The sequence below is a fragment of the Lyngbya sp. CCY1209 genome, from assembly GCF_055795065.1.
In genome coordinates, this window is sequence record NZ_JAYFER010000596.1 from 1 (window position 1) to 24932 (window position 24932).

Genomic DNA, 24932 nt, shown 5'->3' on the forward strand with positions numbered 1-24932 from the left:
AATTGATCGACTCAAAGCCCCCAGTATTGGGGGTTTGGGGGCCAGACAATTTTACAAATGGTTTCCGATTGCTATATTTGTCTATCTCGACATTCAATAAATCTGTCAATCCAATGGAGCGGTTGGCTAGAAATAGTCCGAGCCAACCCACTGCCACAGTTCTAGGGAGCATCAACCAAAGTGTTTCCGGACTGGGTTCCGATTTGAATGGTGTATCCGGCGGTGAAGTTGTTGGCCTGGGCCGTGGCGCGATCGCTATCTTCAAGCACATCCAAGGTGAAGCCCGCCGGGTCGCCAAGACCAACTATACCGACTTCACCCGCAGCACCGATCGCAAAAGCAGAGTTCTGCAAACCGTTGGCGTTGCTGCCGTCGTAGTTAAAAGAGTGGGCTGCAGCAAATTCCTTACCGACGGCGGCGGAGACGGCCACCCCCGTGACGGCGGTTCCGTTAACGGTGAAGGCGGCGGAACCGGCTACGCCCCCCTCGCCGGCCCGGGCGGCGGTGGAGATTCCGAAGGTGCTCAGGACGACGAGACTGGTAAGGGCGACTAAACGACGAATCATAATTGTTGAACTCCAAGAGTGAGTTTTTTCGGGTTCACTTATTAGACGTTTGGCGGGGGTGATGTGTGAATTTTTATTTCCCCGGGTAGATGCAATCCCTCTCCAGATCTGGTTTTGAGCCGATGAAGCCGGGGCGGTTTCAGGCCCGGATCTCAACTCCCCGCTTCCCGGTGGCCGTGGGAGAAGCCGAAACTCGCCCATTTGTTGCCGTTTTCCGGGGTTTACCGGCGGCGCCGGTTTCCGGTTCCAAACGGACGGCCCGCAGTTTTGCCGTCTTCCAGAACTCCCTCGCCAGACTGTCGCCGTCGCTTTGGTAGGCTTCCAGGCGATCGCGCAAAATGGCCCGGGCTTGGGAAATGCGCTTGCGGACGTTGACGGCGGACAGGTTGAGTTCGGCTGCGATCTCACTCGGAGATCGCTGTTTTTTGAGGTGGAGAATCAAGGTTTCCCGCAGCTTCGGCGGCAATTCTTCGATGGCGCGATTTAAAAATTCTTCGAGTTCCCAGCCGACACAAATCTGTTCCGGCGTGGGTTCCGGACTTGCCCATTCGGACGATGGGGCGATCGCCTCCACATCCTCAACTGCCACCGCGTGGCGATCGCGCTGTCTGAGGAGATCCGTACAGTGATTCCAGGTCAGTTGAACTAACCAACCCTTCCAATTCCGAATCGGTTCGGTTTGATTTTGCAGTTTTTCTTGGGCTTTCAGCAGTGCCGCACCGAGGGCATCTTCGGCTTCTATGGGGTTGCCCATTCGCTTCAGACAGCAACGGTAGAGATAGTTTTGATGCTCTTGAAATTGTTGCCAAAACTCTACAGTTAGTTGAGGTTTACTATTGTGTCTATCCAATTTCTTCACGCTTACTTGTGAGGGTTGACCATGCAATAAAGCGATGGAGATAGACACCCTGGTATGTGGAAATATTTCGCGCCTAAAATTCATTTTTGGCGCGGTTTGAAAACTTATGTTTGACAGCTAAATTCGTCTGAAAATGTCACTCGTTCTGCACCCAACAGAGAAAATATCACTCTTTTTTGACGAATTAATTTTGCCGTTTTTACAACTATAGCAATCGGAAACCATTTGTAAAATTGTCTGGCCCCCAAACCCCCAATACTGGGGGCTTTGACCGGATCGAATTTTCACGAATCATTTCACACTGCTATATATAGCAATGTGCAGCCATTTGTAAAATTGTCTGGCCCCCAAACCCCAAATACTGGGGGCTTTGAGCCGCTCAAATTTTCACGAATCATTTCACACTGCTATAGTCTGTTTTTCAGATGAATGTCTATCCGATTCGCGCAACTTTTTTGAGCGACTGTGGCGAGTAATTGTGGCAAAACGACGAATCATAATTGTTGGGCTCCAGGATAGTGTTTTCACGTTCAGGCGATGTGCGTGTCCATTGCGATCGCACTTAAAACTAGCCATATAACTCTATTTAAGGTCGGGATAAAGTCACTTTAAAGGGGATAGATGCTGTGGATTTCAACTCGATTTCCATTGGACGAAAGAGCCTTTTGACCAGGCGTGCGATCAATCTGGGATAACCGCGATCGCTTTATAATTTACTGACAATTTCACTGTAAATGATTCGACCCCAAAATTTATCAAATTTTGTCAGATCTTTTTTCAAATTTTGTCAGATCTTTTCTTGAATTAAAGTAAATATTTCTATTATAACTGATTGGAAGGGGTAAAGTCTTCGTGAAAATTACTTAATTTTCGGATGCCGAGGAAAAAATCTCCGTGAAAATACGGAGATCGACATCGGAGAATAGACCCCCCGACCTTGGGGACGAAAGCCCGAGCCCGACGCTCCCGGATCGACGGCCAGAACGGCCCGCTCCGGATCGCGGCTGTCCTCCCAAAAGGTTTCCGGCAGCAAGTCCAGGGCCGCAACAAGTTCGTCATTCATACAAATATAGATACCGCTCCAACCCGGCGGCTGGACTGAGATGTATTCGACGTTACTGCGGTGAACCGCGATCGCATGGATGGATGGGTTGACATGGCCAGCCCAAGATAGAGTGGGACGGTGGGGAGAGAGGGGGAAGGCGAAATGGGTTTCTCCGGCGGGGATAGTATAGCGATCGGCGAAGGTGTTTTAGGTGAAAAAATAGGCGATTTCCATGCCGGGAAAGGCAATTTCCCGGTGTTCGAGGCGAAACGCCCCCTCTCCGACTTGATACCCCTCGAACCAGGTCGGCAACAGTTGGATCGAGGCGTCGATGACGAAGGCTTTGCGGAGGTTGAATTCAGCCCGCATGGGACTGTCTAAATCGATGCGGTTGACCACGGTCGAAAGACTCCAATATTGTTCGGTTGAATTAGCCCGGTCGAGGGGGGCGATCGGGGCGGAAATTCGGAGGGTTAAAATTTCCGTATCCTCAACTTACCAGATATCCGATTGTGGAGGCAATAAAAAGGCGATACTCCCACCTATTGAAAGGAATCGCAAGGCTGCGATCGCAACTGTTGCGATCGGTGTTAAACTGGACGCAGCAGGAAAAGGAGGTTGGGGCAATGAGTCCGTTATTGGCGCAAGTGTTACGGGAAATTGAGCAACTGAACCCAGAGGAACAATTGCAGGTGATTAGCCATGCAACGGAGCTGGTCAAACGCCAGACTTCCACCCACGGAAAGCCCCGGCGCAAGTGGCTGGATATTGCTGGAAATGCTCCCTATTCACTGGTGGGAGAAGATGCTCAGGAGTGGGTGACGCGAACCAGGGGCGAATCACAACAACATCGCGATCGCCTGTTGGAGAGTAAACATGAAGATTAAGGAGGAATTATGAACGTTAAATTAGTGGAAGCGTTGGCGCGAATTGTCGGTTCTCTCACGCCGGAGGAGCGATCGCTGTTGGAGGAAAAGTTGCAAGCATCACCGGATACCGTGTCGGAGGAGAAGTCCCGTCCTTTTCACGAAACCGCCACCCCAGCAGAATGGGCTCAAGCCTTTCGGGAATGGGCTGAGAGTCATCCGCCGAATCAGCCCCATCTATCTGATGAAGCGATTAGCCGGGAAAGTATTTATGGGGAAAGGGGTTGATGGCGTTTTTGATCGACACCAATATTCTGTTGCGGAGTATTATTTCAAACGAACCCTACTGCTAAACTACTGCTAAACTAGACATAATGAAATCTAATAAAAAAGCGATCGCAAACCAAAACGGAGGAATTATGAACGTCAAATTAGTGGAAGCATTGGCTCAAATTGTCGGTTCTCTCACGCCGGAGGAGCGATCGCTCTTGGAGGAAAAGTTGCAAGCGTTACCGGATACCGTGTCGGAAGAAAAGCCCCGTCCTTTTCACGAAACCGCCACCCCGGCAGAACGAGCCAAAGCATTTCGGGAGTGGGCCGAAAGTCATCCGCCGAATCAGCCCCATCTATCTGATGAAGCGATTAGCCGAGAAAGTATTTATGGGGAAAGGGGTTGATGGCGTTTTTGATCGACACCAATATTCTGTTGCGGAGTGCGGACTCAAGCCATCCCATGTACACCGATGCGGTAAGGGCAACCAATATTCTACTCGAACAGGAAGAAGATGTTTGTATCATTCCACAAAATTTAATTGAGTTTTGGAATGTTTACACCCGCCCAACCCGTTCCAATGGATTGGGACATACGCCGTCAGAAGCCGCGATGGAAGTGAATCGGTTAAAAGAGATTTTTTCACTTTTACCCGATACGCCGACAATTTATTCCGAGTGGGAGCGGTTGGTGGCGACTTATGGGGTGAGGGGGGTTAACGTTCACGATGCCCGGTTGGTGGCGGCGATGATCGTGCATGGATTGGCTGATATTTTGACGTTTAATACCCGGGATTTTGCCCGATACGGTGAAGTGAGGGCGGTGCATCCGAGCGAGATGCGATCGCCTCCGGAATGACAAATCGAGTCACAATGCAAATAATAATTGCAGACAAAAGGGCGCGATCGCTTTTGAATAAATGGCAGTTTTTGCTATAATTGATAGCAAATCCATTTTCATGACTTATTTTGTATTTTCCAAATATCATGCAAGTTTCAATTGAAATTCCTGACGAAGTGGCGCGAAGATTGGGCGAAGAAGGGGGCGACCTCCAGCGCAAGTTGCTGGAGGTATTTATAGCTGATGCTTACCGCTGTGGGACAATCAGCACCGCAGAAGTTCGCCGTATCCTCCAGTTATCATCAAGACTGGAAACTCATGCCTTTTTAAAGCGGATGGGAGTCTATTTAAACTATGACGAGGAGGAACTGGAACGGGACATCGAGACTCTGGGAGAGTTGAAAATATGACGTGTGTTGTTTCAGATACTTCTCCAATTTGCTATCTGTTACTTATTGACAAAATTGATTTACTGCCACAGTTATACGGGACGGTGATAATTCCTCAAACAGTCCGTGATGAACTGGAGGCTGTCGGGTCGCCTATAATCGTCCAAGACTGGATCAAGCAACCTCCTGAATGGCTGGAAATTCGTGTCGTTGCTGTGGATTTGGATACGGCTTTGGAACCGCTCGATCCTGGGGAGCGAGAAGCAATTTTACTGGCAGAACAACTCAGGGCAGATTGGGTCATACTCGATGACAAAGCGGCTCGGCGGATAGCCTCGGCACGGGGTTTGAGAATTATTGGATTACTGGGCATTTTGAAGGATGCCGCCAGAGCGGGTTTAATCGACTTGGCAGCATCCTTTGAACAATTGAGAACCGCTGGTTTCTGGATCGCACCGAGTTTGCTGCAACGGCTTTTGGAAGAATAAGAGATGATTTTCTTTCTCTAGCCACGGTCTGCACTCGATCGCATTGGGGGACTCTCATCCCAAAAACGGTTATTACAAGTTGTTGCGATGCCAGCGTCTTTGACTCTGGGGCTAAAGCCCGACAACGGGGAAATGCAGTCGGTTAGTTGTTGCCGCGTGGTACACTCGAAGCTGGCCTCACACACAGCCGACGCCCAAGATTCAGTTATGACCACCCAACTCAGCGATTTAGAAACTCAAATAGAAGACGTCCGCCAAGAAGCCGAGGGTGCGATCGCCGCGTGCGAAACCCTCGAACAACTCGAACAGTTGCGGATCAACTACCTCGGCAAAAAGGGCAAACTCTCCAAAGTGCTCGGCGCGATGGGCAAACTCGACCCGGGCGATCGGCCCCGCATCGGCGCCCTGGCCAACGAAGTCAAACAAGCCCTGCAAGGGGACCTCGACGGCCGCCGCACCGCCTTGGAAGCCGCCCAACTCGAAGCCCAATTGCAGGCGGAAACCCTGGATGTTACCATGCCGGGAGTCTACCGCCCCCAAGGCCGGATTCACCCCCTCAACGCCGTCATCGATCGCGCCCTGGATATCTTCGTCGGCATGGGTTACACCGTCGCCACCGGGCCGGAGATGGAAAGCGACTACTACAATTTCGAGGCGTTGAATACGCCCCCCGACCACCCAGCCCGGGATATGCAGGACACCTTCTACCTCCCGGACGGCAACCTACTGCGGACCCACACCTCCTCCGTGCAAATCCGCTACATGGAACAGCACCAACCCCCCATCCGCATCGTCGCCCCCGGCCGCGTCTACCGCCGGGATACGGTGGACGCCACCCACGCGGCGGTTTTCCACCAACTCGAACTGTTGGCGGTGGGGGAAAACCTGCGCTTCACCGACCTGAAAGGGACGATCAAAGAATTTCTGCGGCAGATGTTCGGGGACCTGCCGATCCGCTTCCGGGCGAGTTATTTTCCGTTCACTGAACCTTCAGCCGAGGTGGATTTGGAGTGGCAGGGAAAATGGCTGGAGGTGCTCGGCTGCGGCATGGTCGATCCCAATGTCTTGAAAGCGGTGGGTTATGACCCGGAGAAATATACCGGATTTGCCGCCGGGTTCGGGGTAGAACGATTTGCAATGGTGTTGCACCAGTTGGATGACATCCGGCGGGTCTACGCCAGCGATCTCCGCTTTCTGCGACAATTTTAGATGGGGAGTCGGGAGTCGGGAGTCGGGAGTCGGTAATGGGTAATGGGTAATGGGAGATGGGAACCGGCAACCGTATAAGGTTGCCCCTACACCCTACACCCTACACCCTACACCCTACACCCGTTGCCCTACGCGCAGCGCCATAACAATTGTGTGGGTTTTTTGAGGAGTGGTGAAGGTGAAAATTTGGAATGTTGGGAAACGGGTCGCCTCCGGGTTGGCGGCGGTTTTTTTGACGGTGGCGGCGGGGGAACTGTCGTCAAATGCCCCCGTCAGTTGGTTCGGGTCCGATCGCGCGATCGCCCAAACCACGGCGGATCTCTGCCGTCGCGTCTCGGAACGCCGGGGGTTGGTGGTCCGTTCCCGACCCACTCCCAATTCCCCCGTGGTGGGGGGAGTTCCTTACGCCCAAGAAGTCACCCTCGTCCGCAACTACGAGGGCATTCGCGGCCCCGGCGGCCGCAGTTGGATCGAAATTACCTATCCGATGCGGGGGTTCGTCTCCAACGGCTATCCTGGCGGGTCGGGCAATTTGGCGGACTGTTCGGAGGATGTGACGGAGGACGACCGCCCGCCGGCCCGGAACCTTTGCCGCCAGATCGATCGCCGGGCGGCTCCCCGGGGCGTGGTGGTTCGGGCTGACCCGTCCCGATTTTCGGCCCGCCGGGGCGGCGTACCCTCCGGGGATCAGGTGCAACTGGCGGCGGACTATCGCCTGATTCGGGACCCCAACGGGGAAAATCGCGACTGGGTTCGCATCACCTCTCCGGTGGCGGGGTATATTTCTGCCAATACCCTGATCATGTGCCGGTATTGACGTTGATATCAGATCCGGTGATTGACAACTCCTTTCAAAAAGGCAAGAGGCAAGAGCTCATGTGGCAAGAGCTCATGTGGCAAGAGGCAATAGATAGGGTTTGGGCTCTGATATCAAGTCCGTTTGAATATTTACACAATCCTTCGAGAAAAGGCAATCGGCAAGAGCTCATGTGGCAAAAGTTTGAAGCTGGTGGCAGTCACCGATCGCGATCGCCGTCAAAATAAAGATACACCCAAAAATTAGAGATCAACTCTCTTCCGGCATTCAATTTGCAATCTTAGTTATTGCCGATCGAGCAGACGTAACCGATCATGTCGCTGGTGGCGGTACTGGTGGGCGAATAGACTTGGTCGTACCCGCTGGCATACCAGGTGTTAGAGTCGCAGTAGGCGATCGCGTAAATGGTTTCGTTGCCGATGCTGTAGATAAATCGCAACCCTTCGTTACCCCAGGAAATACTGTCGCGATCGACGTAAACTTCTTCTCCGGTGGAAGCCTGTCCCATAAAAACCCAGCTTTCGGCGAGGGCGGGCAGTCCGAGGGACGCGCCCGTCGCCACGGTCAGGCCGGCTAGGAACGATAAGTATTGACGTTTCATGATCGACTCAAAACCCAATTCGCTACTTTATTTTATAATAGCTGAAGCCGAAACTTGAATCCGTTATTAAAATATAGTAATTGTATCAAAACTCAATATTTTTATTTAGTTTTATGAATCAATCGTTGAAATTTTTTGACCCGGAATGGGAAAAGGAGACCCGCGCCGGACTGAAGGTCGGCGTCGGCAGTATTTGAAAAATGCGATTGTCCGTTTCTCAAGTGAATTCCTGCGGAGAACAAAAAGACCGAGTTGAAAAGGCCGCGATCGGGTTCTGAAGAGCCCGAAAAGGGGCGATCCGCAGTGGCCGCACCGATCCCCGGGGAAAATGTTTTCAAGCTAAGACCGCCGCGACTCGCTACACTTATTAAAGATGGCAGTGGGAGAATAACACGATGCGCGTCCGAGTTCCCATCAACTGAGCGATCGCGCCCCAAGCCGAACCCGTCCACGCTTCCCATCCTTCTCGACCCCATGCGATTAGACTCCCAACCCGACCCCAGCCTCACCTTGGCGGAGATCGTCCACCCATCGCCGCTGACGGTAGACCCCAATACATCGATCCTGCAGGTCATCGCCCTGATGAGCCAAGAATCTTCGGAGCTTTGGGAAGGCGACGCGGCGCCCCCCCGCAGTTGCGTCGTGGTGATCGAAGAACGGCGGGTCGTGGGGCTGTGGACCGAGCGCGACGTGGTGCGGCTCATCGGCGCCGGGGAAATGTCGGACACCCTGAGAGTTTCCGAAGTCATGACCCGATCCCCCGTCACGCTCCGAGTCGCGGACTACCGAGATATTTCCACCGTCCTGGAGCAATTTCAGGCCCACCACATCCGCCATCTTCCGGTCGTAGACGACTGGGAGCGACTCGTGGGACTCATCACCCAAACCCGCGTCCTGGAGAAACTCCGACCCCCCAAAACTCCAATTGTCAACTCGCCAGAAACCGCCACCCGCGCCCCAATTTCCGGGAACCCCACCCCCCTGCAGCAACAACTCCTGCAATTTAAAACCCAACTGCAAGCCACAAACCAACGACTGCAAGGAGAAATCGGCCAGCGCAACATCATCCGCCTCATCGAAGAAAAACTGCGATCGTCCGAACCCAACATCCGGGCTTTTTTTGAAGCCCTGACGGATATCATTTTAATCGTCAATATTCGCGTCAACTCCATTCAAGTCGCCCCCACCCACCCGGGTCGCTCCCGCCGTATTTCCGAGGCGGACACCCATCAAGATCCGTCGAAAATCATCTCCGAAACCCTGGAACGGTTTTCGCCCCCCGACCCCGACAACCCCTTCACTGCCAGGGTACGGGAAGCCCTCGAAACCGGCCCCGTCCTCAACTTTGAATATTCCCTGGCCGTCGGCGGCGAAACCCTGTGGTTCTCCGCCAACATCACCCCCCTTTCCGAGGAGTCCGTGGCCTGGGTCGCCCGGGACATCACCCCCTACAAACAGGCCGAAGAAGCGCTGCAAAACCTGACCTCGGAATTGGAGCAACGGGTGAGGGAGCGCACCCGGGAACTGCAAGCCACCAACCAAATCCTCACCCGCACCTTAGCCGAACAGAAGCAAGCCGACCTCGAACTACAAAAAGCCCACCGGCAACTCCGCTCCCACGTCGATAACTCTCCCCTAGCCGTGATCGAATGGGATCGAGAGTTTCGGGTTCAATACTGGTCGGGCCGGGCCGAGCAAATGTTCGGCTGGACGGCCCGGGAAGTGGTGGGGCGTCACTGGGGGGACTGGCCGATGGTGTTCGAGGAAGACCTCGAACAGGTGAGAATCGTTGCCGAAGCCTTGGTGAGTGGCCGGGAGACCTACAATATCTGCACCAACCGCAACTATACCAAGGATGGCGATGTCCTCCACTGCGAGTGGTACAACTCGGTGCTGTGCGACGAGTCCGATCGCGTGGTGTCGATCCTCTCCCTGATTCAAGACGTGACGGGGCGGCAGGCCGCAGAAACCGAACTCCGCGATCGCGTCACCCAGCAGGACACCGTGGCCCACCTCAGCCAGCAGGCCCTCGCCGACCCGGACTTGGACGCCCTGTTCGAGGAAACCGCGCGATCGCTGGCCTCGATTTTGAAGGTGAAATTCGCCCAAATCGTGGAACTGCTCCCGGAGCGGAATCAATTCGTCATGCGGGCCGGGGTCGGCTGGGAAACCGAGACACTCAGCTCGACCGTCGCGATCGCCCCCGACCGCACCTCCCTAGCCGGATACACCCTCCTCGAAGGGGAGCCGATCCTCGTCGCCGACCTGGAAACAGACCCCCGATTTACCAAAGAAACCTTCCTGCGCCGACACGGCATCGCCAGCAGCATCAGCGTCCCCATCCCCGGAAAACCCAAACCCTTCGGGGTGTTGAGCGCCCACGCCGGGGAAGCGCAAGCCTTCGACCGGGAAGACCTCAACTTCCTGCAGGCGATCGCCAACCTGATCGCCACGGCGATCGAACGCCAGCAGGTGCAGCAGGTCTTGAAAAATCTCGCCCTGGGGGTTTCCACCCGCACCAGCGAAGCCTTTTTTCAATCCCTGGTGCAATCCCTGGCCAAAACCCTGCAGATGGAATGTGCCTTCATCAGCGAGTGGGTTTCCGAACCCGACCGGATGCGGACGATCGCCCTGTGGGCCGACGGCGCGATCGCCCCCAACCTCGAATACGAACTGGAACGGACACAGTGCTGGGAAATCCTCGTCAACCATCAGGGCGGTTCGGGAACCACCCCGACCGTCTATTCAGAAGGGTTGCGAGAGGATTTTCCCCTCAACTCCCTGATGCGTCAAATGCGGGGGTCGAGCTTCCTCGGGTTGCCCCTGACGGACTCCCAAAATCGCCTGTTGGGGGTGGTGGCGGTTTTAGGGTGCCGCCCCGCCTCCAATTTGCAGTTCATGGAAGAAATCCTGCAAATTTTTGCCGTCCGGGCCGCCTCCGAACTGGAACGCCGCCAGGCGGAAGTGGAACTGCGGGAGAGCGAACGGCAGTTTCGCCAACTTGCGGAGAGCATCCGCGAGGTGTTTTTTATCTGTCCGGTCCAGGGGGGGGAGTGGACCTACATCAGCCCCGCCTTCGAGTCGATCTGGGGCATCTCCCGGGAAGAAATTTATCGAAATCCCGATTTGTGGTTCGAGAGCATCCACCCCGAAGAGCGGGAGTTCATCCGGGAGTTATTTAAAAATCACGCGATCGCCGAACCGTTCAACCAAGAGTACCGCATCGTCCGGCCCGACGGCACCGAACGCTGGATCTGGACCCGCAGCTTTCCGGTCTTCGACGGGGCGGGACTCGTCGATCGCACCGTCGGCCTGGCCGAAGACATCACCGACCGCCGCCAGGTGGAAGATGCCCTGCGGGAAAGCGAGGCCCGCTACGCCACCCTGACGGACATCTCCCCCGTCGGCATTTTCCGCACCGATGCCCGGGGGGAGTGCGTGTACATCAACGAACACGGCTGCGATTTGCTGGGACTGCCGGCTGTAGATATTCTGGGACGGGGTTGGATACAAGCCATCCACCCGGAGGACCGCGACGGTGTGATCGGGGAGTGGATGGAGACTCTGGCGGATTACCGGCCCTTCCAGTCGGAATATCGGTTCCGACATCCCGACGGCCGCGAGGTCTGGGTCTTCGCCCGGGCGGTTCCGGACCGGGACGATTTCGATGAGGTGGTCGGATTTGTCGGCACCCTGACGGATATCAGCGAACGCAAGGCGGCTGAACAGTCCCTGCAGCAGCTCAATCAACGGCTGGAAATGCTGGTGGAACAGCGGACGGCTCAACTGCAGGACATGAACAAACAGTTGCGGGGGGAAATTGCCGATCGCCAGAAGATCCAGGGGCAAATCGCTGCTAAAGCCTACCAGCAGGCGATCGTCGCCGAATTGGGGCAAAAGGCTCTCTCCGGTATCGACCTCTACACCCTGATCGAGGAGGTGGTGGTACAGGTGAGCCGGTGTTTAAATGTGGACTATTGCAAATTGCTCGAAATTCGGACTCCGGAACCCGATCGGCTCACGGTGGCGATCGCGGGCCAGAACCTCTATTCGTTTATCTTGCCGAATTCCTCCCAAACCGAGCCGATGTCGCACGATGGCGGATTGTCTCCCCGGGAGGGCGGCGGCGGCTCTACCCAAATTCACCGCTACCCTTACCTGAGCGGCGTCAGCATTCCCATCGATGGCCGAAATTCCCGCTACGGGATTTTGGGGGTCTACGCCAACGAGGAGCGGATCTTCACCCAGGAGGACGTCCATTTCTTGCAGAGTGCGGCCAACGTCCTCGCCACCGCCATCGAGCGGAAACAGGCCGAAAGTCAACTCATGGACTCCCTCAAGGAAAAGGAAATTTTGCTCAAGGAAATCCACCACCGGGTCAAAAATAACCTGCTCGTCGTCTCGAATTTGCTGGAGTTCCAGTCCGACTACACCGACAATCCCGAGGTGACGCGACTGTTGGAGGACAGCCAGCAGCGGATTCAGTCGATGGCCCTGATTCACGAAAAGCTCTACCAGTCCACCGGCCTCGACCGGATCAATTTTGGCGACTACCTCCAGGATTTGGCCGACCAACTGTTCGACTCCTACAGCATGGAAAATCACGCGGTGGAGTTGGAGTTGGATATCGACCCGGTGGAACTGAATTTGGAGACGGCTAACCCCTGCAGCCTCATCGTCAACGAGTTGATCTCGAATGCCCTCAAACACGCCTTCGCCGACGGGCGCCCCGGCAAATTGTCCCTGGAACTCCACGGGGACGGGCACGGGAGTATCACCCTGATCGTGCGGGATAATGGGGTCGGCCTCCCGGAAGGTCTCGACATCCGCAATGTCGAATCCTTGGGGATGGAATTGATCTGGACTCTGACTGATCAGATCGAAGGGACCTTGGAACTGTTGGAGGTGAGGGAGGGAACCGCATTTAAGCTGACGTTCTCGGAGTTGCGCTACCGGCAGCGGTATTGAGCGGTCGCGGATCGGGACCTATAATACAATCAGAGGGTGGGTTCCGAACGGCTATCCCAATTGAGAGGGAGATCCTCCGCTTGAAGATGGCTTCGCCACCGTTTGGGGGGGGAAATATTCGACACAAATCATGTCGGATATCTCATTTTATATCAGATCCGGTTCATTGCCCAGACATTTTAAAATATCCAGGAAATGTATCTTAATTCTAGAGGTAAAAATCGAGATCTATCACCCAACTGCGGGGCTTCCGGTGGCGGTTTAGAACCGCCCGGATTTCGAGAATTATGGCGATCGATTGCCGATTTTTCGGGCTCGGCAGTGGCGGTGGAACCGTCAATTTTTCGACCCCGGCGAATTTCATGCCCGATAGCTGTCCGAACGGCTTCACCACCGCAGAACAAGTCGCGATGGATGGGCTTCGTGGATCGCAACTCATTCACAATTAGGAGGGTCTGGTCAAATGAGTGAAATTTCAATCTTGATTGTAGAGGACGAGTTGCTGATTGCCAAAGGCTTGGCCCGCAAACTCAAAAAGTTGGGATACGGTGTCGCCGATATCGTCTCGTCCGGCGACAAAGCCCTGGAGGCGGTCGAGGCAAACAAGCCGGATTTAGTGTTGATGGATATCGTGATTAAGGGCGATATGGATGGCATCGAAACGGCGACAAAAATTCATGAAAAATACGGTACGCCGGTGATTTATGTGACCGCTTACGCCGACGACAGCACCCTGGAACGGGCGGAGTTTACGGGGTCTTATGGATATATTTTAAAGCCCTTTAAAGACCGGGAGGTTCACGCCACTATCCGCATGGCGATGCGAAAATATCAAGAGCAGATGAAAGTTAAACAATCCCTAGATTTGGCGGAGGCATCGCGGGAGGAAAAGTCCCGCCTGTTATCTATCGCCTCCCACGATTTGCGGACTCCCCTCACCTCCATTCAGATGTCCGCCGATCTCTTGGAAACCCACGAATCCAAGCTCACCTACGAGAAAAAGCTGAAACATTTCCAGCGGATTCAGGCGGCGGTCAAAAACATGAACGAACTCCTCGAAGATGTTTTGACTTTGAGTCGGTCAGAATCCGGTAAATTGAATTTTAACCCGGTTCCCCTGAATGCGATCGAATTTTGTGAAAAATTGATCGAAGAGTTTCGGGTTCAGCTTGACGGAAAGCACGACCTGGAATTTAAAAGTTGGGGGGCGACTGATGGGCCGGTCGTCCTCGATGCAAAGTTGCTCCGCCACGCTTTTGAGAATTTATTATCCAACGCTATCAAATATTCTCCGGATGGGGGGACGATCAATTTTTATGTCATCCGTAAAGCAGACCGGATTATTTTTCGGATCAAAGACTGTGGCATCGGTTTTCCGCCGGAATATAAAGATAAACTGTTCCAAGCATTTGAACGGGCGTCCAATGTGGGACAAATCAAAGGGACTGGATTGGGGTTGTCCATCGTCAAGCAGGTGGTGGACTTACATCGGGGTGAGATTGCCGTGGAAAGTGAATTGGGAAAGGGGACGACGTTTACCGTCACCTTGCCCCTGACATCGGAGGGCTGAATAATTTTAAGGAATCTTCAATTTTGGGGCATTGTCGGGCGATCGCGATGTGAGATAATGGTTGTCAATGATCCGAGTATTTCCGGTTGTAGCCACCCCGTATGATATCAATTCGAGAAGCTATATGACTAAAGTGTTGGTAATTGAAGATGAAGAGGCGATTCGTGAGAATTTAGTTGAGTTGCTCGAAGTTGAAGACTTTGACGTGCTCGAAGCGGAGAACGGAAGGGTCGGGGTGGAACAGGCTAAGAAACACCTGCCCGACCTGATTTTGTGCGACGTGATGATGCCGAAGTTGGACGGCTTCGGGGTGTTGAAGGAATTGCGATCGCAACTGGACACAGCCACCATCCCGTTTATCTTTCTGACCGCCAAAGCCGACCGCCACGACCTGCGAGAAGGGATGGATCTCGGTGCGGACGACTACCTGACCAAACCTTGTTCGATGGAGGAACTGTTGCGGGCGATCGCTACTCGCCTTGAAAAACAGTCCTTCGTCAAACAACAGTCCCGACGGCAGATCGAGGAATTGCGGCAAAACATCACCCACTCCCTCCCCCACGAACTGCGGACCCCCCTCAACGGCATCATCGGCAACACGGAACTGCTGCTCTCGGACCTGGACCTGTTCGACCCCCCCGAGATCCGAGAAGTCCTCGAAGACATCCGCACCGCCGGCCGTCGCCTGCACCGGCTGATCGTGAATTTTCTGCTGTACGCGGATTTGGAAATTATCGGCCTCAACGCCGATCGCGTGCGGTTGCTCAGAAGCCTCCGGGTCAAAGATGCCAAAGCCGCGATCGTCACCGCCGCCACCCGACAGGCGAAACTCTCGGAACGGGAGTCGGATCTCGACCTCGACCTCGAAGACGCCGCAGTGCAGATGGCCGCCAACCAACTGGAAAAACTGGTGGAAGAGTTCATCGACAACGCCTGCAAATTTTCCGAACCCGGCACCCCCATCGAAGTCCGGGGCTCCATCGGCGAGGGTTGTTTTCTGCTGCGGGTGGGCGATCGCGGTCGGGGGATGACCCCGGAACAGATCGAGGGCATCGGCGCCCATATGCAATTCGAGCGCAAACTCTATGAACAGCAGGGGTCCGGACTCGGACTCAGCATCGCCAAGCGGATCGTCGAGTTGCACGGCGGCGAGTTGGCCATCGAGAGTCAACTCGACGAAGGAACCACCGTTTGGGCGAAACTCCCCCTGGCGACATCCGACGATTCGCAATAGAGGGCGGAGGGGCGACCGGAGGCGACCGGAGGAAAATCCTATCTGTGTTCTTCCTCCGCTCCCTCCGCTTCCCCCGCTCCCTCGGCTCCCTTTCTCTTACCCATCGTCCACCAGAGCGGCGGCGTGGTGGCGGATGTGATCTTCGATGAAGGTGGCGATGAAAAAGTAGCTGTGGTCGTACCCGGGCTGCATCCGCAGGGTGAGCACCTGTCCGACTTCCGAACAGGCGCGCTCGAAGACTTCCGGCAGCAATTGCTTTTGAGCCAGGAACGGATCGGCGGTCCCCACGTCGATGAGGATGGGGCGGTTGAAGTCTCCCCGCAAAACCAGTTCGCTGGCATCGTAGTCCCGCCACCGATCGCGATCGCTCCCCAAATAGTAGGTGAAAGCCTTTTGACCCCAGGGGCAGCGCGTCGGGGCGGTAACGGGGGCAAATGCCGAAACCGATAAATATTGTTGGGGATTCCGCAGGGCGCAAACCAGGGCGCCGTGGCCGCCCATCGAGTGGCCGAAAATGCTCTGGCGGTCGCCCCGGGCCGGAAAATGGGCCGCGATCGCCTCGGGTAGCTCCCGGGTGACGTAACTGTACATCTGATAGTGGCGGTTCCAGGGTTCCCGGACGGCATCGACGTAAAACCCCGCCCCGGTTCCCAAATCCCAGTCCTCCTCTTCTCCCGGCGTGTCGGTGTTGCGGGGGCTGGTGTCGGGGGCGACGAGCATCAACCCGTATTTCGCGGCCCAACGCTCGGCGCCGGCCTTGACCATGAAATTTTCCTCGGTACACGTCAGGCCCGAGAGGTAGTACAGAACCGGGACGGACTGGATTCGCGCCTGGGGGGGCTGGTAGACGGAAAACCGCATCCGGCTGTTGCAGGTGGAGGAGACGTGGCTGTAAAAGCCGACGGTACCCCCGAAACAAACACTTTCACTAATTGTATTTAAGGAAGACATGGGTTTGTGGACACACCAAACGGCGTCCGCGAAGCGTCTGGGCAGGAAATCGCGAACCGAGCTTAATTGTAGCCGATGGGGGGATCGGGGGGAGAGAAACTCAAAATGCTTTTAGGATTGCCGAGTCGTTTTTTGCTCCGTAACCGACCTGTGATCGCCTGTAGTCAATGTTGGGTCTGTGTACCATTTTTGTCAAAATGATTGCCAATACCAAAGCCGCGATGGAGGCGGTCGGCCTCCCCGATTTTAACCGCCAGGAACTGTTGGAAATTGCCCTCAATCACCCCGACGCGATCGCGGAACAATCGGATTTGACCGCTTCCGAGAAGCAACTGCGATCGCTCGAACATATCGGACTCGCCCGCGTCGGATCGCTGGTGTTGACTGCGGTGGTCGCCAATTACCTCTACAGTCGATTCCCCGACCTGCAACCCGAAACCCTGACGGTGATCAAAAGCGACCTGATCGACAATGCCACGCGATCGGCCTTCGCCGAGGACATGGGCTTGCCGCACCTCGCCCATCTGGGAACCGAATCGGTTTGGAAACACGAAATCGCCCGGGCCGGGATGTTTGCGGAGTTGTTCGATGCGATCGTCGGGGCGGTGTATCTGGAGTGCGATCGCGATATCGCCGTCACCCAAAGCTGGCTGGTCGAACATTTCCTCGCTCCCGCCGTCGATACGCTCCTGATGGAGGTTCTCGTTGAAGAATTGATCATTGATAATTGATCATTGATAATTATCGCACGACAACCCCGAAACTTTTCAATGACGGGCGATCGACCGCAAACTGATGGCTGAAATCTGAGAGCCGATCGCGCGCTTACCATTTTCCCCCGACGCTCGAAAATCGCTTTTGTGCCGCCACGAAAATGGAGGTGCAAACTTTGCACCTCCATTTCAATTCAACCAGTATTTTCGGCCCTAGCAAACCATCTGTCGGGCTTCCTGTTCGAGCAACCGCAACAATTTCATGTCGCCCCGTTCCCGGGCGGCTTGCTGGCGCCGTTCGAGGATGCGGTAGAGGTTGGCGCAGTGGACTTTGGCCACTTCCTCTTCCGCGATCGCGCAGGTTTGCCCGCTCGCCGTGGGCGGCGCTTCCGGTTTGGCGTCCGTCATCGCCACCGCCACCGCCATGCTCGTGCGATCTCTGGGTTCGCCCGTGCAGTAGGGGACGCCGCGATACTTGAGATGGGCGTGGGATTGGGGGACCCGAATGTGGCGGGGATACTGGAAGTGAAAATCTTGTCCCCGATATTTCCCGGACAGTTCGGATTCGACCAAATCGGTGGGGTTGAATTCTTGATTGTAATTGGCACCTCGGTAGGTGAGTTTCATATCGGCTGCTCCTAAAGCGGAATGGTTTTTAAGCTCTGTCTTTTATTCTGTATCTATTGTTACATTTTTTTCTGCTAATCCCCACTTTTTCATAAAAATTTACATAAAAAAGCCCGGGTTAACGGGTTGATCAGAACCTCAAGGTTTTTCAATCTATCGAAAGATATATAGCGCCACACGTTTTTTAATAGAGAATAGGGAATGGGGAATAGGGAATGGGAATAGGGAAACGGTCATTTTTCATTTTCCCCACCCCCGACTCCCGAAGACTGAAGACCGAAGACCGCGCGCCGCGCTATAATGATCAATTCAATTCAATTCCCGACTCCCCACTCCCGACTCCCCACTCCCTATACAAAAGCCGGACGCATCCACAGGCGATTGTCCGCCGTGGCGGCGAACAACTTCTCCTCCCAAGCCGCCATCGCCACCACATCGTTGGCGTGGCCGATCGCCTCCCAGGTGAGATCCTCCAGGTTGGCTTCCCGCACCCACAACTTATTGTCCGAGGTGGCGGCGTAGAGTTTTCCATCCGCGGCGGCCAGTCCCACCACGCCGTTGGCGCGGCCGATCGCCTGCCAGTCGAGATCCTCGAGGTTGGCATCCCGCACCCACAGCTTATTGTCCGAGGTGACGGCGTAGAGTTTTCCGTCCCAAGCCGTCATCGCCGCCACAGTGTTGGCGCGGCCGATTTTGTCCCACTTGGCGTCCTCCGCCACCGGTTCGCGCACCCACAACCGGCCGTCCTTAGTGGCGGCAAACAATTTCTTCTCGGAAGCGGCCATCCCCACCACGTCGTTGGCGTGGCCGATCGCCTGCCAGTGGACGTCCCCCGGAACCGCCACCCGAATCCACAACTTGTCCTCCCGGGTCGCCGCGTACAGGGCGCCCTCCCAGGCCGTCATCGCCACCACATAATTCGCGTGGCCGATATGTTCCCAGTTGATATCCGCGTAATTGATACTCATGGATTTGATACACTCCTTTGCGATCGCAAAATCTTCCAGATCGATCCGCACCGGAAGCCGCCCACTCCGGACAAACCGGGGGCGGGAAACCGGTTTTCCCATTTTCAAGTCTGAAGAAAAACCCCGCCCCGGAACGAAATCGTCGGGCGGGATTGTGTTAGAGACCAGTTGACCGGGCGTTTATGACATGGCTTGGATAATAAAGTCGAAGTAGGGGGCCGCTTCCCGAGCGTCTTCGTCGTCGAGGAGGCCCAGAGAAGCCTCTTTGAGACAGCGAATCGCCTCCACCATTCCCGGCATGGGGACGCCGAGAGAGTTGTACATCTCTTTGACGCCGATCAGGCCGATGCTTTCGATGGGATCTTTGTCCCCCGAGAGGATGCCGTAGGTGATCAGGCGCAGATACCAGCCGTAATCCCGCAGGCACAGCGATCGCTCCCGCTGTCCGGCGGCGTTACCGCCGGGGGCGATAAAGTCGGGACGCTTTTTCCACAGTTGGCTGCTGGCGCGATCGACAATCTTTTTTTCGTTTTCGGTCAGGGTATTGACGATCCGAACCCGCTGTTCGCCGGTTTGCAAGAACTCGCTAATGCTTTTGAGTTCGCCGGTGCTGGGATAGCGGAGTTCGTCGTCCGCTTTGAGAATAACTTGGCTTACTACGGTCATCAGTTTTGAAAGAGATCAAGATAACATTAAGTAGTTTAGCGATTCGGTGCCACACAAACCAAGGGTCAAAACGCTTAATGCTCCGAATGGGGGGGCGTGAGAGCCGGGGACGGGCGAAAAATGAGGCATTCGCGTCCCCAACATAACAGTCATCATTTGTAACATTTTATGAGTGCTTGGAAACAAGGTCAACAGATCGAAGTCCCCATCACCGACCTGGCGGAAGGGGGAAACGGGGTGGGGCGGTATGGCGATCACGTCGTCTTCGTCCCGGATACGGTCCCAGGCGATCGCGCTTCGGTGCGGCTGGTGCGGGTGAAATCCAAATACGCCGAGGGCAAACTCCTCGAACTTCTGGAAGCCTCCTCTTCCCGCGTCCGTCCCGCCTGCATCGTGGCTGACAAGTGCGGGGGGTGTCAGTGGCAGCAGATCGAGTATGACCGCCAATTGGCAGCGAAACGGCAGTTGGTTCTCAGTGCCTTGGAACGGGTGGGGGGTTTTTCCGATCCCCCCGTCGGCGAAGTTCTGCCCTCCCCGTCCCCCTTCGGCTACCGCAACAAAGTCACCTATCCCCTGCGGCTCTCCCCGACGGGCCAGGTGCGGGCGGGATATTATCAAAAGGGTTCCCACCGCCTCATCAACCTCAACCAATGTCCGGTGCAGGACGAGCGTTTGAATCCCCTGCTGGCGAATATTAAACAGGACATCCAAAATCGCGGCTGGCTGGTGTACGACGAACGGCAACACCGGGGCACCGTGCGGCACCTGTCGTTTCGGATCGGACGCCGGACGGGGGAAATGCTGCTGACGCTGATTGCCGCGGACGAGAACCTGCCGGGACTGGCGGAACAGGCCCAGATGTGGATGGAGGAGTATCCGCAACTGGTGGGGGTGTGTGTGAACGTGAACCGCGATCGCACCAACGCGATTTTCGGCCAGAAAACCCGCGGCGTGGCCGGAAAACCCTATCTCAAAGAATTGTTCGGGGGCCTGCAATTCCGCCTCGGGCCGGATACGTTTTTTCAGGTCAATACGGAAGCCGCCGAAACCCTACTGTCGGCGATTTCGGAGGAATTGGATTTGCAGGGGGATGAAACCCTGGTGGATGCCTACTGTGGCATCGGCACGTTTACCCTGCCGCTGGCGAAACAGTTGCGGTCCCAAACGGGAGAAAATGATATCCGGGCGATCGGGTTGGAGTTTCAACAGACGGCGGTGGAACAGGCCCGGTTCAATGCCGATTTGAACGATATCAACCACGTCTCATTTCGGGCAGGGACGGTGCAGAAATTGCTCCCCAAATTGGAACTGAAACCCGATGTGGTGTTGCTTGATCCGCCCCGGAAGGGATGCGATCGCGCCACCGTGGAAACCCTGCGTTCAATTCGACCCCAACGCATCGTTTATATCAGTTGCCGCCCGGTCACGTTTTCGCGGGATCTCAAACTGCTCTGCGAGGGGGGGATTTACCGAATCACGCGGGTACAGCCCGCCGATTTTTTTCCCCAAACGTCCCACGTCGAATGTGCGGCGTTTCTGAGTCTTTGCGAGGATCAATAGGAGATTTTTCGATGTCTGTTGCCACTCAAAAAATCACGTTTGAGGACTATTTGAAATATGACGACGGAACGGATACCCGCTACGAACTCGTCGATGGGGAACTGTTGCCGATGAGTTTGGGAACTGGAAAACATGGTGCGATCATTCGCTTTTTATCCCTTCAGTTTGAGAGTGCCGTATCGGCATCGGGACAGCCTTGGGTGGTGCTGCCCGGTTTGGTGGGGATTCGCTCTCCACGGGGGCGGCGGTGGGATACGTCCCGCATTCCTGATGTCACCGTTTTGTCTCAGGAACAGTGGGAGGAAATGAGCGATCGCGAAGCCGTCATCGATTTCAACGAACCCCCGCCTTTCCTGGTGGTTGAAGTTGTGAGTTCTTCGACCAAAATTGACGATTATCGTTCCAAGCGTTCGGAATACGGAGTCCTGGATATCCCGGAATATTGGATCGTCGATCCGTTGGAAGAGAAAGTAACAATTTGTACCTTGGATCATCAATTGTACGATCTGAGTGAATTTCGGGAGAGCGATCGCGTCGAGTCCCCGACATTTCCCGATCTGGAATTGACAGCGACTCAGATTTTGGCGGCGAAATTATAGCAGTTGTCGATCTGCTGTGATACGGTTCGATCCCCCATTATCCCCCTTGATCTCCCCCCTTACAAAGGGGGGGTAGGGGGGGATGGGGACTTTGAGTCGGCTGGCAGACCTCTTCGATCCCCCTAAATCCCCCTTGAAAAGGGGGACTTTGAGTCGGCTGGCAGACCTCTTCGATCCCCCTAAATTCCCCTTAAAAAGGGGACTTTGAGTCAATCTTCGTACCTCATTGACTTGAAAATTTCCGGAATCGGATTGGATGTCAGAACTCATTCAACAGCAAACTGCCGCCCCACTTTTCCGATCGCGATCGCACCGTGTCGAACCGCCAATATTGCCGGTACTCGCCCAAAAAGTTTTGTCCGATAATTCCATCGACTTCCAGCAGATCTAAAACCGACGGCGAGGATAAAATTACCGCTTCCACATTGTTCAATTTTCGCGGACCGAGACGCACCGTGGAGAGAGTCGATCGCGTCGCCATTTCCAACCCGCAAAACCCCAAAACTTGCACGTCCGAACGGGAGGCGGGGTCGATGGGAATGCGGTTCGCCAACTCTTCGGAAATAAAAATGGTTTCCGCCCCGGTATCCAACATGAACGAAAACGAACCCTGATCCGCGATCGCCACGGACGCCACCATCACCCCCAACCGATTTCGCAGCGGTATCGCCTCGGACGATAATTCCGGGGGCAATTCGGAAGGGGGAAGCAATCGCAATTCCCGATTTTTGGAATCGATTTCCACGTCGAATTCCCCCAAAACATCCATTCCCAAAACCCCCGACAAGTCGTCGGGAATCACCGCCGCCTCAAATTCCAACCCCTGCAATTCCGTTATTTCCACCTCCCCCAATTCCATCGGCGGGAGGCGGTGGAGGGTGGCGTTCATTTCCGGACACTCATCCCCCGCCACCGCAGAATTGACGCGATCGCCCGGTATCGCCTCCCCCACCAGTCCCAATTCCTCCACCAGAGGTGTCGCCACCATCGTCGTCGAGGCGCCCGTATCCAACAAAAACGGCCCCCTCGTTTCCCCCACTTTCACATCGACGGCGAACACCCGCCCCCCCGCCAGCGGCGACAGCGGAACTGTGGTTTTTCCCCTTGTTTCGGGGTAGGGAAGGTTCAACCCCTGCAACTGCACGATCGCGCCCAAAGCGGCGGCGCCGAGGGAGAAAATACCGAGTATTGGGATGAAATAATGATGAAGGCGCATTGTTAATTGGGGTGTGGGGTGTGCTCGGTGGGGTGTGGGGTTAAATGATAATTCTTGATCCGGTGGGGACGGCAGCCTTTCTAGTGGGGACGGCAGCCTTTCTAGTGGGGGCGGCAGCCTTTCTAGTGGGGGCGACAGCCTTTCTAGTGGGGACGGCAGCCTTTCTAGTGGGGACGGCAGCCTTTCTAGTGGGGACGGCAGCCTTTCTAGTGGGGACGGCAGGCGCGGAGGCCTGCCCCTACGATCGCTCTCAATTATTATTGATTATTATCCGTGGGGGCCACATGATAGGGTTGCCCCAGACTCCCCCCAGATTCCCCCCAGATTCCCCCCAGATTCCGCCTCAACTTTCGTACAATTCTTGATAGCAGCGGTCCGACATCTCGAAATTGGCGGTGACGTTCTGCACGTCGTCCAAATCGTCCAAAGCGTTCATCAACTTCATCAGCGATCGCGCCTTTTCTGAGTCGTCAATTTCGATGGTATTGCCGGGAATCCAACGCTGTTCAGCCTCCACCACCCGGAAGCCGCGATCGCCCAAAACTTGGTTGAGGTGCTCCAAATTTTCCACCGCCGTAAACACTTCCGCCCCGTCCGTATCGTTGACGGGGGTCAACTCGTAAGACTCCGCCTCCCCCTCCACCGAGGCTTCCAGCAACTTCTCCTCGTCCAGGGGTCCTTCCAACGTCACCACCCCTTTCTGTTCAAACATCCAACTCACGCAACCCGTCTCCCCCAGGTTGCCGCCGTTTTTGCTGAACGCCGCCCGCAGGTCCGCCGCCGTCCGGTTGCGGTTGTCCGTCAGTCCCTCGATCAGCACCGCCACGCCGCCGACACCGTAACCCTCGTAGCGGATCGACTCCAGCGGTGCCCCGTCCGAAAAGGTCCCCGAACCCTTGGCGATCGCCCGTTCGATGTTGTCGTTGGGGATACCCGCCGCCTTCGCCTTGTCGATCGCAGTCCGCAACTGGAAGTTACCCGCCGGATCGGCGCCCTGGCGGGCCGCGACGATGATCTCCCGAGAAATTTTGGTAAAAACCTTGCCCTTGACGGCATCAACCCGAGCTTTCTGGCGCTTGATATTCGCCCACTTACTATGTCCGGCCATACCCACAGATCGTGACAGCAACTCTCTATTTTAGCCGTCCGCGATCGAGTTGGGCTTCCGTCTCAGTTGAAGCGGACGACTTCCTCCGTTTCGTCGAGGTGGGAGGTGTCGCCGTTGAGTTCCATCACCCACTCCCCCGACTCCTTCACCAACTTCACCAGACAGCACAGGCTGGCGTGGACGTCCGTTTCCCGCAGGGTGGGGATCAGCCCCATCGCCGTCCCCAACACCGAGGCCCCGTGGCCGACGAACAGCAAGTTATCCTCGGGATAGGCTTTCACCAGACGTTTAGCCGTCTCCCCCGTCCGCTTCAGGCAGGCGGGCCAGGTTTCGGGATAGTAGGCCTTTCCCCCCGTGTAGGTGGGGTCAATGCGGGGAAATTTGGCACTCAGGTGCTCGACGGAGAGGGTTTCCGGCATTTCCGACATCCATTCGGGGTTCAGCCACTCCGCCAGACCCCAGTCCAATTGCAGCGGCAGATCGAGCACTTCCGCCACCGCGTCGGCGGTTTCGACGGTCCGCAGGAAGGGCGAGGCGAAAATGTGGGTGATGTTCTCTCCGGCGAGGCGATCGGCCAGTTGTCGGGCCTGCACTCGGCCGTCCGGGGACAGGTGGGGATCGTAGCGCCGTTCTGCGGTGTTGAACCACTCGGGATTCACGAAGTCAATTCGGTTTCCGTGTCGGGCGATCCATACGGTTTGAGTCATGGCGCGGCAGGAAAGTAAAATTAGGGGTCGAGAGAGATGTTACCATCTCCCCCTCCCATTCAGAACCGTGCATGAGACTTTCACCTCACACGGC

At 55.5% G+C, this 24932-nt stretch carries 28 protein-coding genes; 16 read left to right on the forward strand and 12 right to left on the reverse strand.

The genetic code is table 11. The features are described from left to right. Positions 1-161: 161 nt before the first annotated feature. From AC0QHF_RS22035 to AC0QHF_RS22050, 4 genes are all read right to left on the reverse strand, one after another. On the reverse strand, positions 162-566 hold the full coding sequence (locus AC0QHF_RS22035; protein WP_324706402.1) for a hypothetical protein: 405 nt from the start codon (positions 564-566) through the stop codon (positions 162-164). A 139-nt stretch (positions 567-705) separates the two neighbouring features. Next, complete coding sequence (locus AC0QHF_RS22040; RefSeq protein WP_375341457.1) at positions 706-1320, reverse strand: RNA polymerase sigma factor; 615 nt, start codon at positions 1318-1320, stop codon at positions 706-708. A gap of 964 nt (positions 1321-2284) precedes the next feature. Further along, entirely contained in the window at positions 2285-2488 is a 204-nt protein-coding gene (locus tag AC0QHF_RS22045; RefSeq protein WP_324706404.1) for a hypothetical protein, read from the reverse strand. 189 nt (positions 2489-2677) lie between these two features. Then, positions 2678-2869: a hypothetical protein gene (locus AC0QHF_RS22050; RefSeq protein WP_324706405.1), complete on the reverse strand. Its 192-nt coding sequence runs from the start codon at positions 2867-2869 to the stop codon at positions 2678-2680. A 146-nt stretch (positions 2870-3015) separates the two neighbouring features. Here AC0QHF_RS22050 and AC0QHF_RS22055 point away from each other — a divergent pair, with 146 nt between their 5' ends. The 8 genes from AC0QHF_RS22055 to AC0QHF_RS22090 all read left to right on the forward strand — a co-directional run bounded on the left by AC0QHF_RS22055 (position 3016) and on the right by AC0QHF_RS22090 (position 7350). Next, positions 3016-3357 carry a hypothetical protein gene (locus AC0QHF_RS22055; protein WP_324706406.1) on the forward strand — a complete coding sequence of 114 codons (342 nt, stop codon included), beginning with the start codon at positions 3016-3018 and terminating at the stop codon, positions 3355-3357. 9 nt (positions 3358-3366) lie between these two features. After that, entirely contained in the window at positions 3367-3624 is a 258-nt protein-coding gene (locus tag AC0QHF_RS22060; RefSeq protein ID WP_324706407.1) for a hypothetical protein, read from the forward strand. Between the two features lie 131 nt (positions 3625-3755). Then, positions 3756-4013 carry a hypothetical protein gene (locus AC0QHF_RS22065; RefSeq protein ID WP_324706408.1) on the forward strand — a complete coding sequence of 86 codons (258 nt, stop codon included), beginning with the start codon at positions 3756-3758 and terminating at the stop codon, positions 4011-4013. Further along, on the forward strand, positions 4013-4465 hold the full coding sequence (locus tag AC0QHF_RS22070) for a type II toxin-antitoxin system VapC family toxin (protein ID WP_324706409.1): 453 nt from the start codon (positions 4013-4015) through the stop codon (positions 4463-4465). The genes AC0QHF_RS22065 and AC0QHF_RS22070 overlap by 1 nt, the downstream gene beginning before the upstream one ends. Positions 4466-4593: 128 nt before the next feature. Next, complete coding sequence (locus AC0QHF_RS22075; protein ID WP_324706410.1) at positions 4594-4857, forward strand: UPF0175 family protein; 264 nt, start codon at positions 4594-4596, stop codon at positions 4855-4857. Then, on the forward strand, positions 4854-5324 hold the full coding sequence (locus tag AC0QHF_RS22080) for a PIN domain-containing protein (RefSeq protein WP_324706411.1): 471 nt from the start codon (positions 4854-4856) through the stop codon (positions 5322-5324). Before AC0QHF_RS22075 ends, AC0QHF_RS22080 begins: the two co-directional genes overlap by 4 nt. A gap of 207 nt (positions 5325-5531) precedes the next feature. Next, positions 5532-6533 (forward strand): phenylalanine--tRNA ligase subunit alpha, encoded by a 1002-nt coding sequence (pheS, locus tag AC0QHF_RS22085; protein WP_324706412.1) that lies wholly within the window; start codon positions 5532-5534, stop codon positions 6531-6533. Positions 6534-6711: 178 nt separating this feature from the next. Next, complete coding sequence (locus AC0QHF_RS22090) at positions 6712-7350, forward strand: SH3 domain-containing protein (RefSeq protein WP_324706413.1); 639 nt, start codon at positions 6712-6714, stop codon at positions 7348-7350. A gap of 280 nt (positions 7351-7630) precedes the next feature. Here the strand turns inward: AC0QHF_RS22090 and AC0QHF_RS22095 are convergent, their stop codons facing one another. Beyond that, entirely contained in the window at positions 7631-7951 is a 321-nt protein-coding gene (locus AC0QHF_RS22095; RefSeq protein WP_324706414.1) for a hypothetical protein, read from the reverse strand. A gap of 474 nt (positions 7952-8425) precedes the next feature. Between AC0QHF_RS22095 and AC0QHF_RS22100 the strand changes: the two genes are divergently transcribed. The 4 genes from AC0QHF_RS22100 (at position 8426) to AC0QHF_RS22115 (ending at position 15723) form a co-directional block, all read left to right on the forward strand. Continuing rightward, a complete protein-coding gene (locus AC0QHF_RS22100; RefSeq protein ID WP_324706415.1) occupies positions 8426-12919 on the forward strand; it encodes a PAS domain S-box protein in 4494 nt (1497 codons plus the stop codon). Between the two features lie 287 nt (positions 12920-13206). After that, positions 13207-13368 (forward strand): hypothetical protein, encoded by a 162-nt coding sequence (locus tag AC0QHF_RS22105; RefSeq protein ID WP_324706416.1) that lies wholly within the window; start codon positions 13207-13209, stop codon positions 13366-13368. A 14-nt stretch (positions 13369-13382) separates the two neighbouring features. Continuing rightward, on the forward strand, positions 13383-14489 hold the full coding sequence (locus tag AC0QHF_RS22110; RefSeq protein WP_324706417.1) for a hybrid sensor histidine kinase/response regulator: 1107 nt from the start codon (positions 13383-13385) through the stop codon (positions 14487-14489). A gap of 124 nt (positions 14490-14613) precedes the next feature. Continuing rightward, complete coding sequence (locus tag AC0QHF_RS22115) at positions 14614-15723, forward strand: hybrid sensor histidine kinase/response regulator (protein WP_324706418.1); 1110 nt, start codon at positions 14614-14616, stop codon at positions 15721-15723. A gap of 96 nt (positions 15724-15819) precedes the next feature. Here AC0QHF_RS22115 and fghA read toward each other — a convergent pair whose 3' ends face one another. Beyond that, positions 15820-16674, reverse strand: a complete 855-nt coding sequence (fghA, locus tag AC0QHF_RS22120) for an S-formylglutathione hydrolase (RefSeq protein WP_324706419.1) — start codon at positions 16672-16674, stop codon at positions 15820-15822. Between the two features lie 197 nt (positions 16675-16871). Here fghA and AC0QHF_RS22125 point away from each other — a divergent pair, with 197 nt between their 5' ends. Beyond that, a complete protein-coding gene (locus AC0QHF_RS22125; protein WP_324706420.1) occupies positions 16872-17405 on the forward strand; it encodes a ribonuclease III domain-containing protein in 534 nt (177 codons plus the stop codon). 195 nt (positions 17406-17600) lie between these two features. Here the strand turns inward: AC0QHF_RS22125 and AC0QHF_RS22130 are convergent, their stop codons facing one another. The 3 genes from AC0QHF_RS22130 to AC0QHF_RS22140 all read right to left on the reverse strand — a co-directional run bounded on the left by AC0QHF_RS22130 (position 17601) and on the right by AC0QHF_RS22140 (position 19648). After that, positions 17601-18014, reverse strand: coding sequence for a DUF4278 domain-containing protein (locus AC0QHF_RS22130; protein WP_324706421.1), 414 nt, complete (start codon positions 18012-18014; stop codon positions 17601-17603). 350 nt (positions 18015-18364) lie between these two features. Continuing rightward, a complete protein-coding gene (locus AC0QHF_RS22135) occupies positions 18365-19084 on the reverse strand; it encodes a PQQ-binding-like beta-propeller repeat protein (protein ID WP_324706422.1) in 720 nt (239 codons plus the stop codon). A gap of 78 nt (positions 19085-19162) precedes the next feature. Then, the gene (locus tag AC0QHF_RS22140) at positions 19163-19648 is read right to left on the reverse strand and encodes an allophycocyanin subunit alpha-B (RefSeq protein WP_324706423.1); all 486 of its coding nucleotides are present in this window, start codon (positions 19646-19648) and stop codon (positions 19163-19165) included. Between the two features lie 168 nt (positions 19649-19816). Here AC0QHF_RS22140 and rlmD point away from each other — a divergent pair, with 168 nt between their 5' ends. Both rlmD and AC0QHF_RS22150 read left to right on the forward strand, forming a co-directional pair. Then, positions 19817-21208, forward strand: coding sequence for a 23S rRNA (uracil(1939)-C(5))-methyltransferase RlmD (rlmD, locus tag AC0QHF_RS22145; protein WP_324706424.1), 1392 nt, complete (start codon positions 19817-19819; stop codon positions 21206-21208). Between the two features lie 11 nt (positions 21209-21219). Further along, positions 21220-21807 carry a Uma2 family endonuclease gene (locus AC0QHF_RS22150; protein WP_324706425.1) on the forward strand — a complete coding sequence of 196 codons (588 nt, stop codon included), beginning with the start codon at positions 21220-21222 and terminating at the stop codon, positions 21805-21807. A 259-nt stretch (positions 21808-22066) separates the two neighbouring features. Here AC0QHF_RS22150 and AC0QHF_RS22155 read toward each other — a convergent pair whose 3' ends face one another. Further along, positions 22067-23023: a retropepsin-like aspartic protease family protein gene (locus AC0QHF_RS22155; protein WP_324706426.1), complete on the reverse strand. Its 957-nt coding sequence runs from the start codon at positions 23021-23023 to the stop codon at positions 22067-22069. Positions 23024-23067: 44 nt separating this feature from the next. Between AC0QHF_RS22155 and AC0QHF_RS22160 the strand changes: the two genes are divergently transcribed. Then, a complete protein-coding gene (locus AC0QHF_RS22160; protein ID WP_324706427.1) occupies positions 23068-23388 on the forward strand; it encodes a hypothetical protein in 321 nt (106 codons plus the stop codon). Here AC0QHF_RS22160 and AC0QHF_RS22165 read toward each other — a convergent pair. Both AC0QHF_RS22165 and AC0QHF_RS22170 read right to left on the reverse strand, forming a co-directional pair. Then, positions 23367-24131 (reverse strand): YebC/PmpR family DNA-binding transcriptional regulator, encoded by a 765-nt coding sequence (locus AC0QHF_RS22165; protein ID WP_324706428.1) that lies wholly within the window; start codon positions 24129-24131, stop codon positions 23367-23369. The two genes, AC0QHF_RS22160 and AC0QHF_RS22165, sit on opposite strands and share 22 nt — an antisense overlap. A 62-nt stretch (positions 24132-24193) precedes the next feature. After that, positions 24194-24838, reverse strand: coding sequence for a histidine phosphatase family protein (locus AC0QHF_RS22170; RefSeq protein WP_324706429.1), 645 nt, complete (start codon positions 24836-24838; stop codon positions 24194-24196). Positions 24839-24932: the final 94 nt, after the last annotated feature.

Excerpts from the sequence above, each read along its gene's own strand:
- AC0QHF_RS22035 (WP_324706402.1), bottom strand. The coding sequence starts at position 566 with ATGATTCGTCGTTTAGTCGCCCTTACCAGTCTCGTCGTCCTGAGCACC.
- AC0QHF_RS22040 (WP_375341457.1), bottom strand. The coding sequence starts at position 1,320 with ATGGGCAACCCCATAGAAGCCGAAGATGCCCTCGGTGCGGCACTGCTG.
- AC0QHF_RS22045 (WP_324706404.1), bottom strand. The coding sequence starts at position 2,488 with ATGAATGACGAACTTGTTGCGGCCCTGGACTTGCTGCCGGAAACCTTT.
- AC0QHF_RS22060 (WP_324706407.1), top strand. The coding sequence starts at position 3,367 with ATGAACGTTAAATTAGTGGAAGCGTTGGCGCGAATTGTCGGTTCTCTC.
- AC0QHF_RS22065 (WP_324706408.1), top strand. The coding sequence starts at position 3,756 with ATGAACGTCAAATTAGTGGAAGCATTGGCTCAAATTGTCGGTTCTCTC.
- AC0QHF_RS22070 (WP_324706409.1), top strand. The coding sequence starts at position 4,013 with ATGGCGTTTTTGATCGACACCAATATTCTGTTGCGGAGTGCGGACTCA.
- AC0QHF_RS22075 (WP_324706410.1), top strand. The coding sequence starts at position 4,594 with ATGCAAGTTTCAATTGAAATTCCTGACGAAGTGGCGCGAAGATTGGGC.
- AC0QHF_RS22080 (WP_324706411.1), top strand. The coding sequence starts at position 4,854 with ATGACGTGTGTTGTTTCAGATACTTCTCCAATTTGCTATCTGTTACTT.
- pheS (WP_324706412.1), top strand. The coding sequence starts at position 5,532 with ATGACCACCCAACTCAGCGATTTAGAAACTCAAATAGAAGACGTCCGC.
- AC0QHF_RS22095 (WP_324706414.1), bottom strand. The coding sequence starts at position 7,951 with ATGAAACGTCAATACTTATCGTTCCTAGCCGGCCTGACCGTGGCGACG.
- AC0QHF_RS22100 (WP_324706415.1), top strand. The coding sequence starts at position 8,426 with ATGCGATTAGACTCCCAACCCGACCCCAGCCTCACCTTGGCGGAGATC.
- AC0QHF_RS22105 (WP_324706416.1), top strand. The coding sequence starts at position 13,207 with ATGGCGATCGATTGCCGATTTTTCGGGCTCGGCAGTGGCGGTGGAACC.
- AC0QHF_RS22110 (WP_324706417.1), top strand. The coding sequence starts at position 13,383 with ATGAGTGAAATTTCAATCTTGATTGTAGAGGACGAGTTGCTGATTGCC.
- AC0QHF_RS22115 (WP_324706418.1), top strand. The coding sequence starts at position 14,614 with ATGACTAAAGTGTTGGTAATTGAAGATGAAGAGGCGATTCGTGAGAAT.
- fghA (WP_324706419.1), bottom strand. The coding sequence starts at position 16,674 with ATGTCTTCCTTAAATACAATTAGTGAAAGTGTTTGTTTCGGGGGTACC.
- AC0QHF_RS22125 (WP_324706420.1), top strand. The coding sequence starts at position 16,872 with ATGATTGCCAATACCAAAGCCGCGATGGAGGCGGTCGGCCTCCCCGAT.
- AC0QHF_RS22130 (WP_324706421.1), bottom strand. The coding sequence starts at position 18,014 with ATGAAACTCACCTACCGAGGTGCCAATTACAATCAAGAATTCAACCCC.
- AC0QHF_RS22135 (WP_324706422.1), bottom strand. The coding sequence starts at position 19,084 with ATGGGAAAACCGGTTTCCCGCCCCCGGTTTGTCCGGAGTGGGCGGCTT.
- AC0QHF_RS22140 (WP_324706423.1), bottom strand. The coding sequence starts at position 19,648 with ATGACCGTAGTAAGCCAAGTTATTCTCAAAGCGGACGACGAACTCCGC.
- rlmD (WP_324706424.1), top strand. The coding sequence starts at position 19,817 with ATGAGTGCTTGGAAACAAGGTCAACAGATCGAAGTCCCCATCACCGAC.
- AC0QHF_RS22150 (WP_324706425.1), top strand. The coding sequence starts at position 21,220 with ATGTCTGTTGCCACTCAAAAAATCACGTTTGAGGACTATTTGAAATAT.
- AC0QHF_RS22155 (WP_324706426.1), bottom strand. The coding sequence starts at position 23,023 with ATGCGCCTTCATCATTATTTCATCCCAATACTCGGTATTTTCTCCCTC.
- AC0QHF_RS22160 (WP_324706427.1), top strand. The coding sequence starts at position 23,068 with ATGATAATTCTTGATCCGGTGGGGACGGCAGCCTTTCTAGTGGGGACG.
- AC0QHF_RS22165 (WP_324706428.1), bottom strand. The coding sequence starts at position 24,131 with ATGGCCGGACATAGTAAGTGGGCGAATATCAAGCGCCAGAAAGCTCGG.
- AC0QHF_RS22170 (WP_324706429.1), bottom strand. The coding sequence starts at position 24,838 with ATGACTCAAACCGTATGGATCGCCCGACACGGAAACCGAATTGACTTC.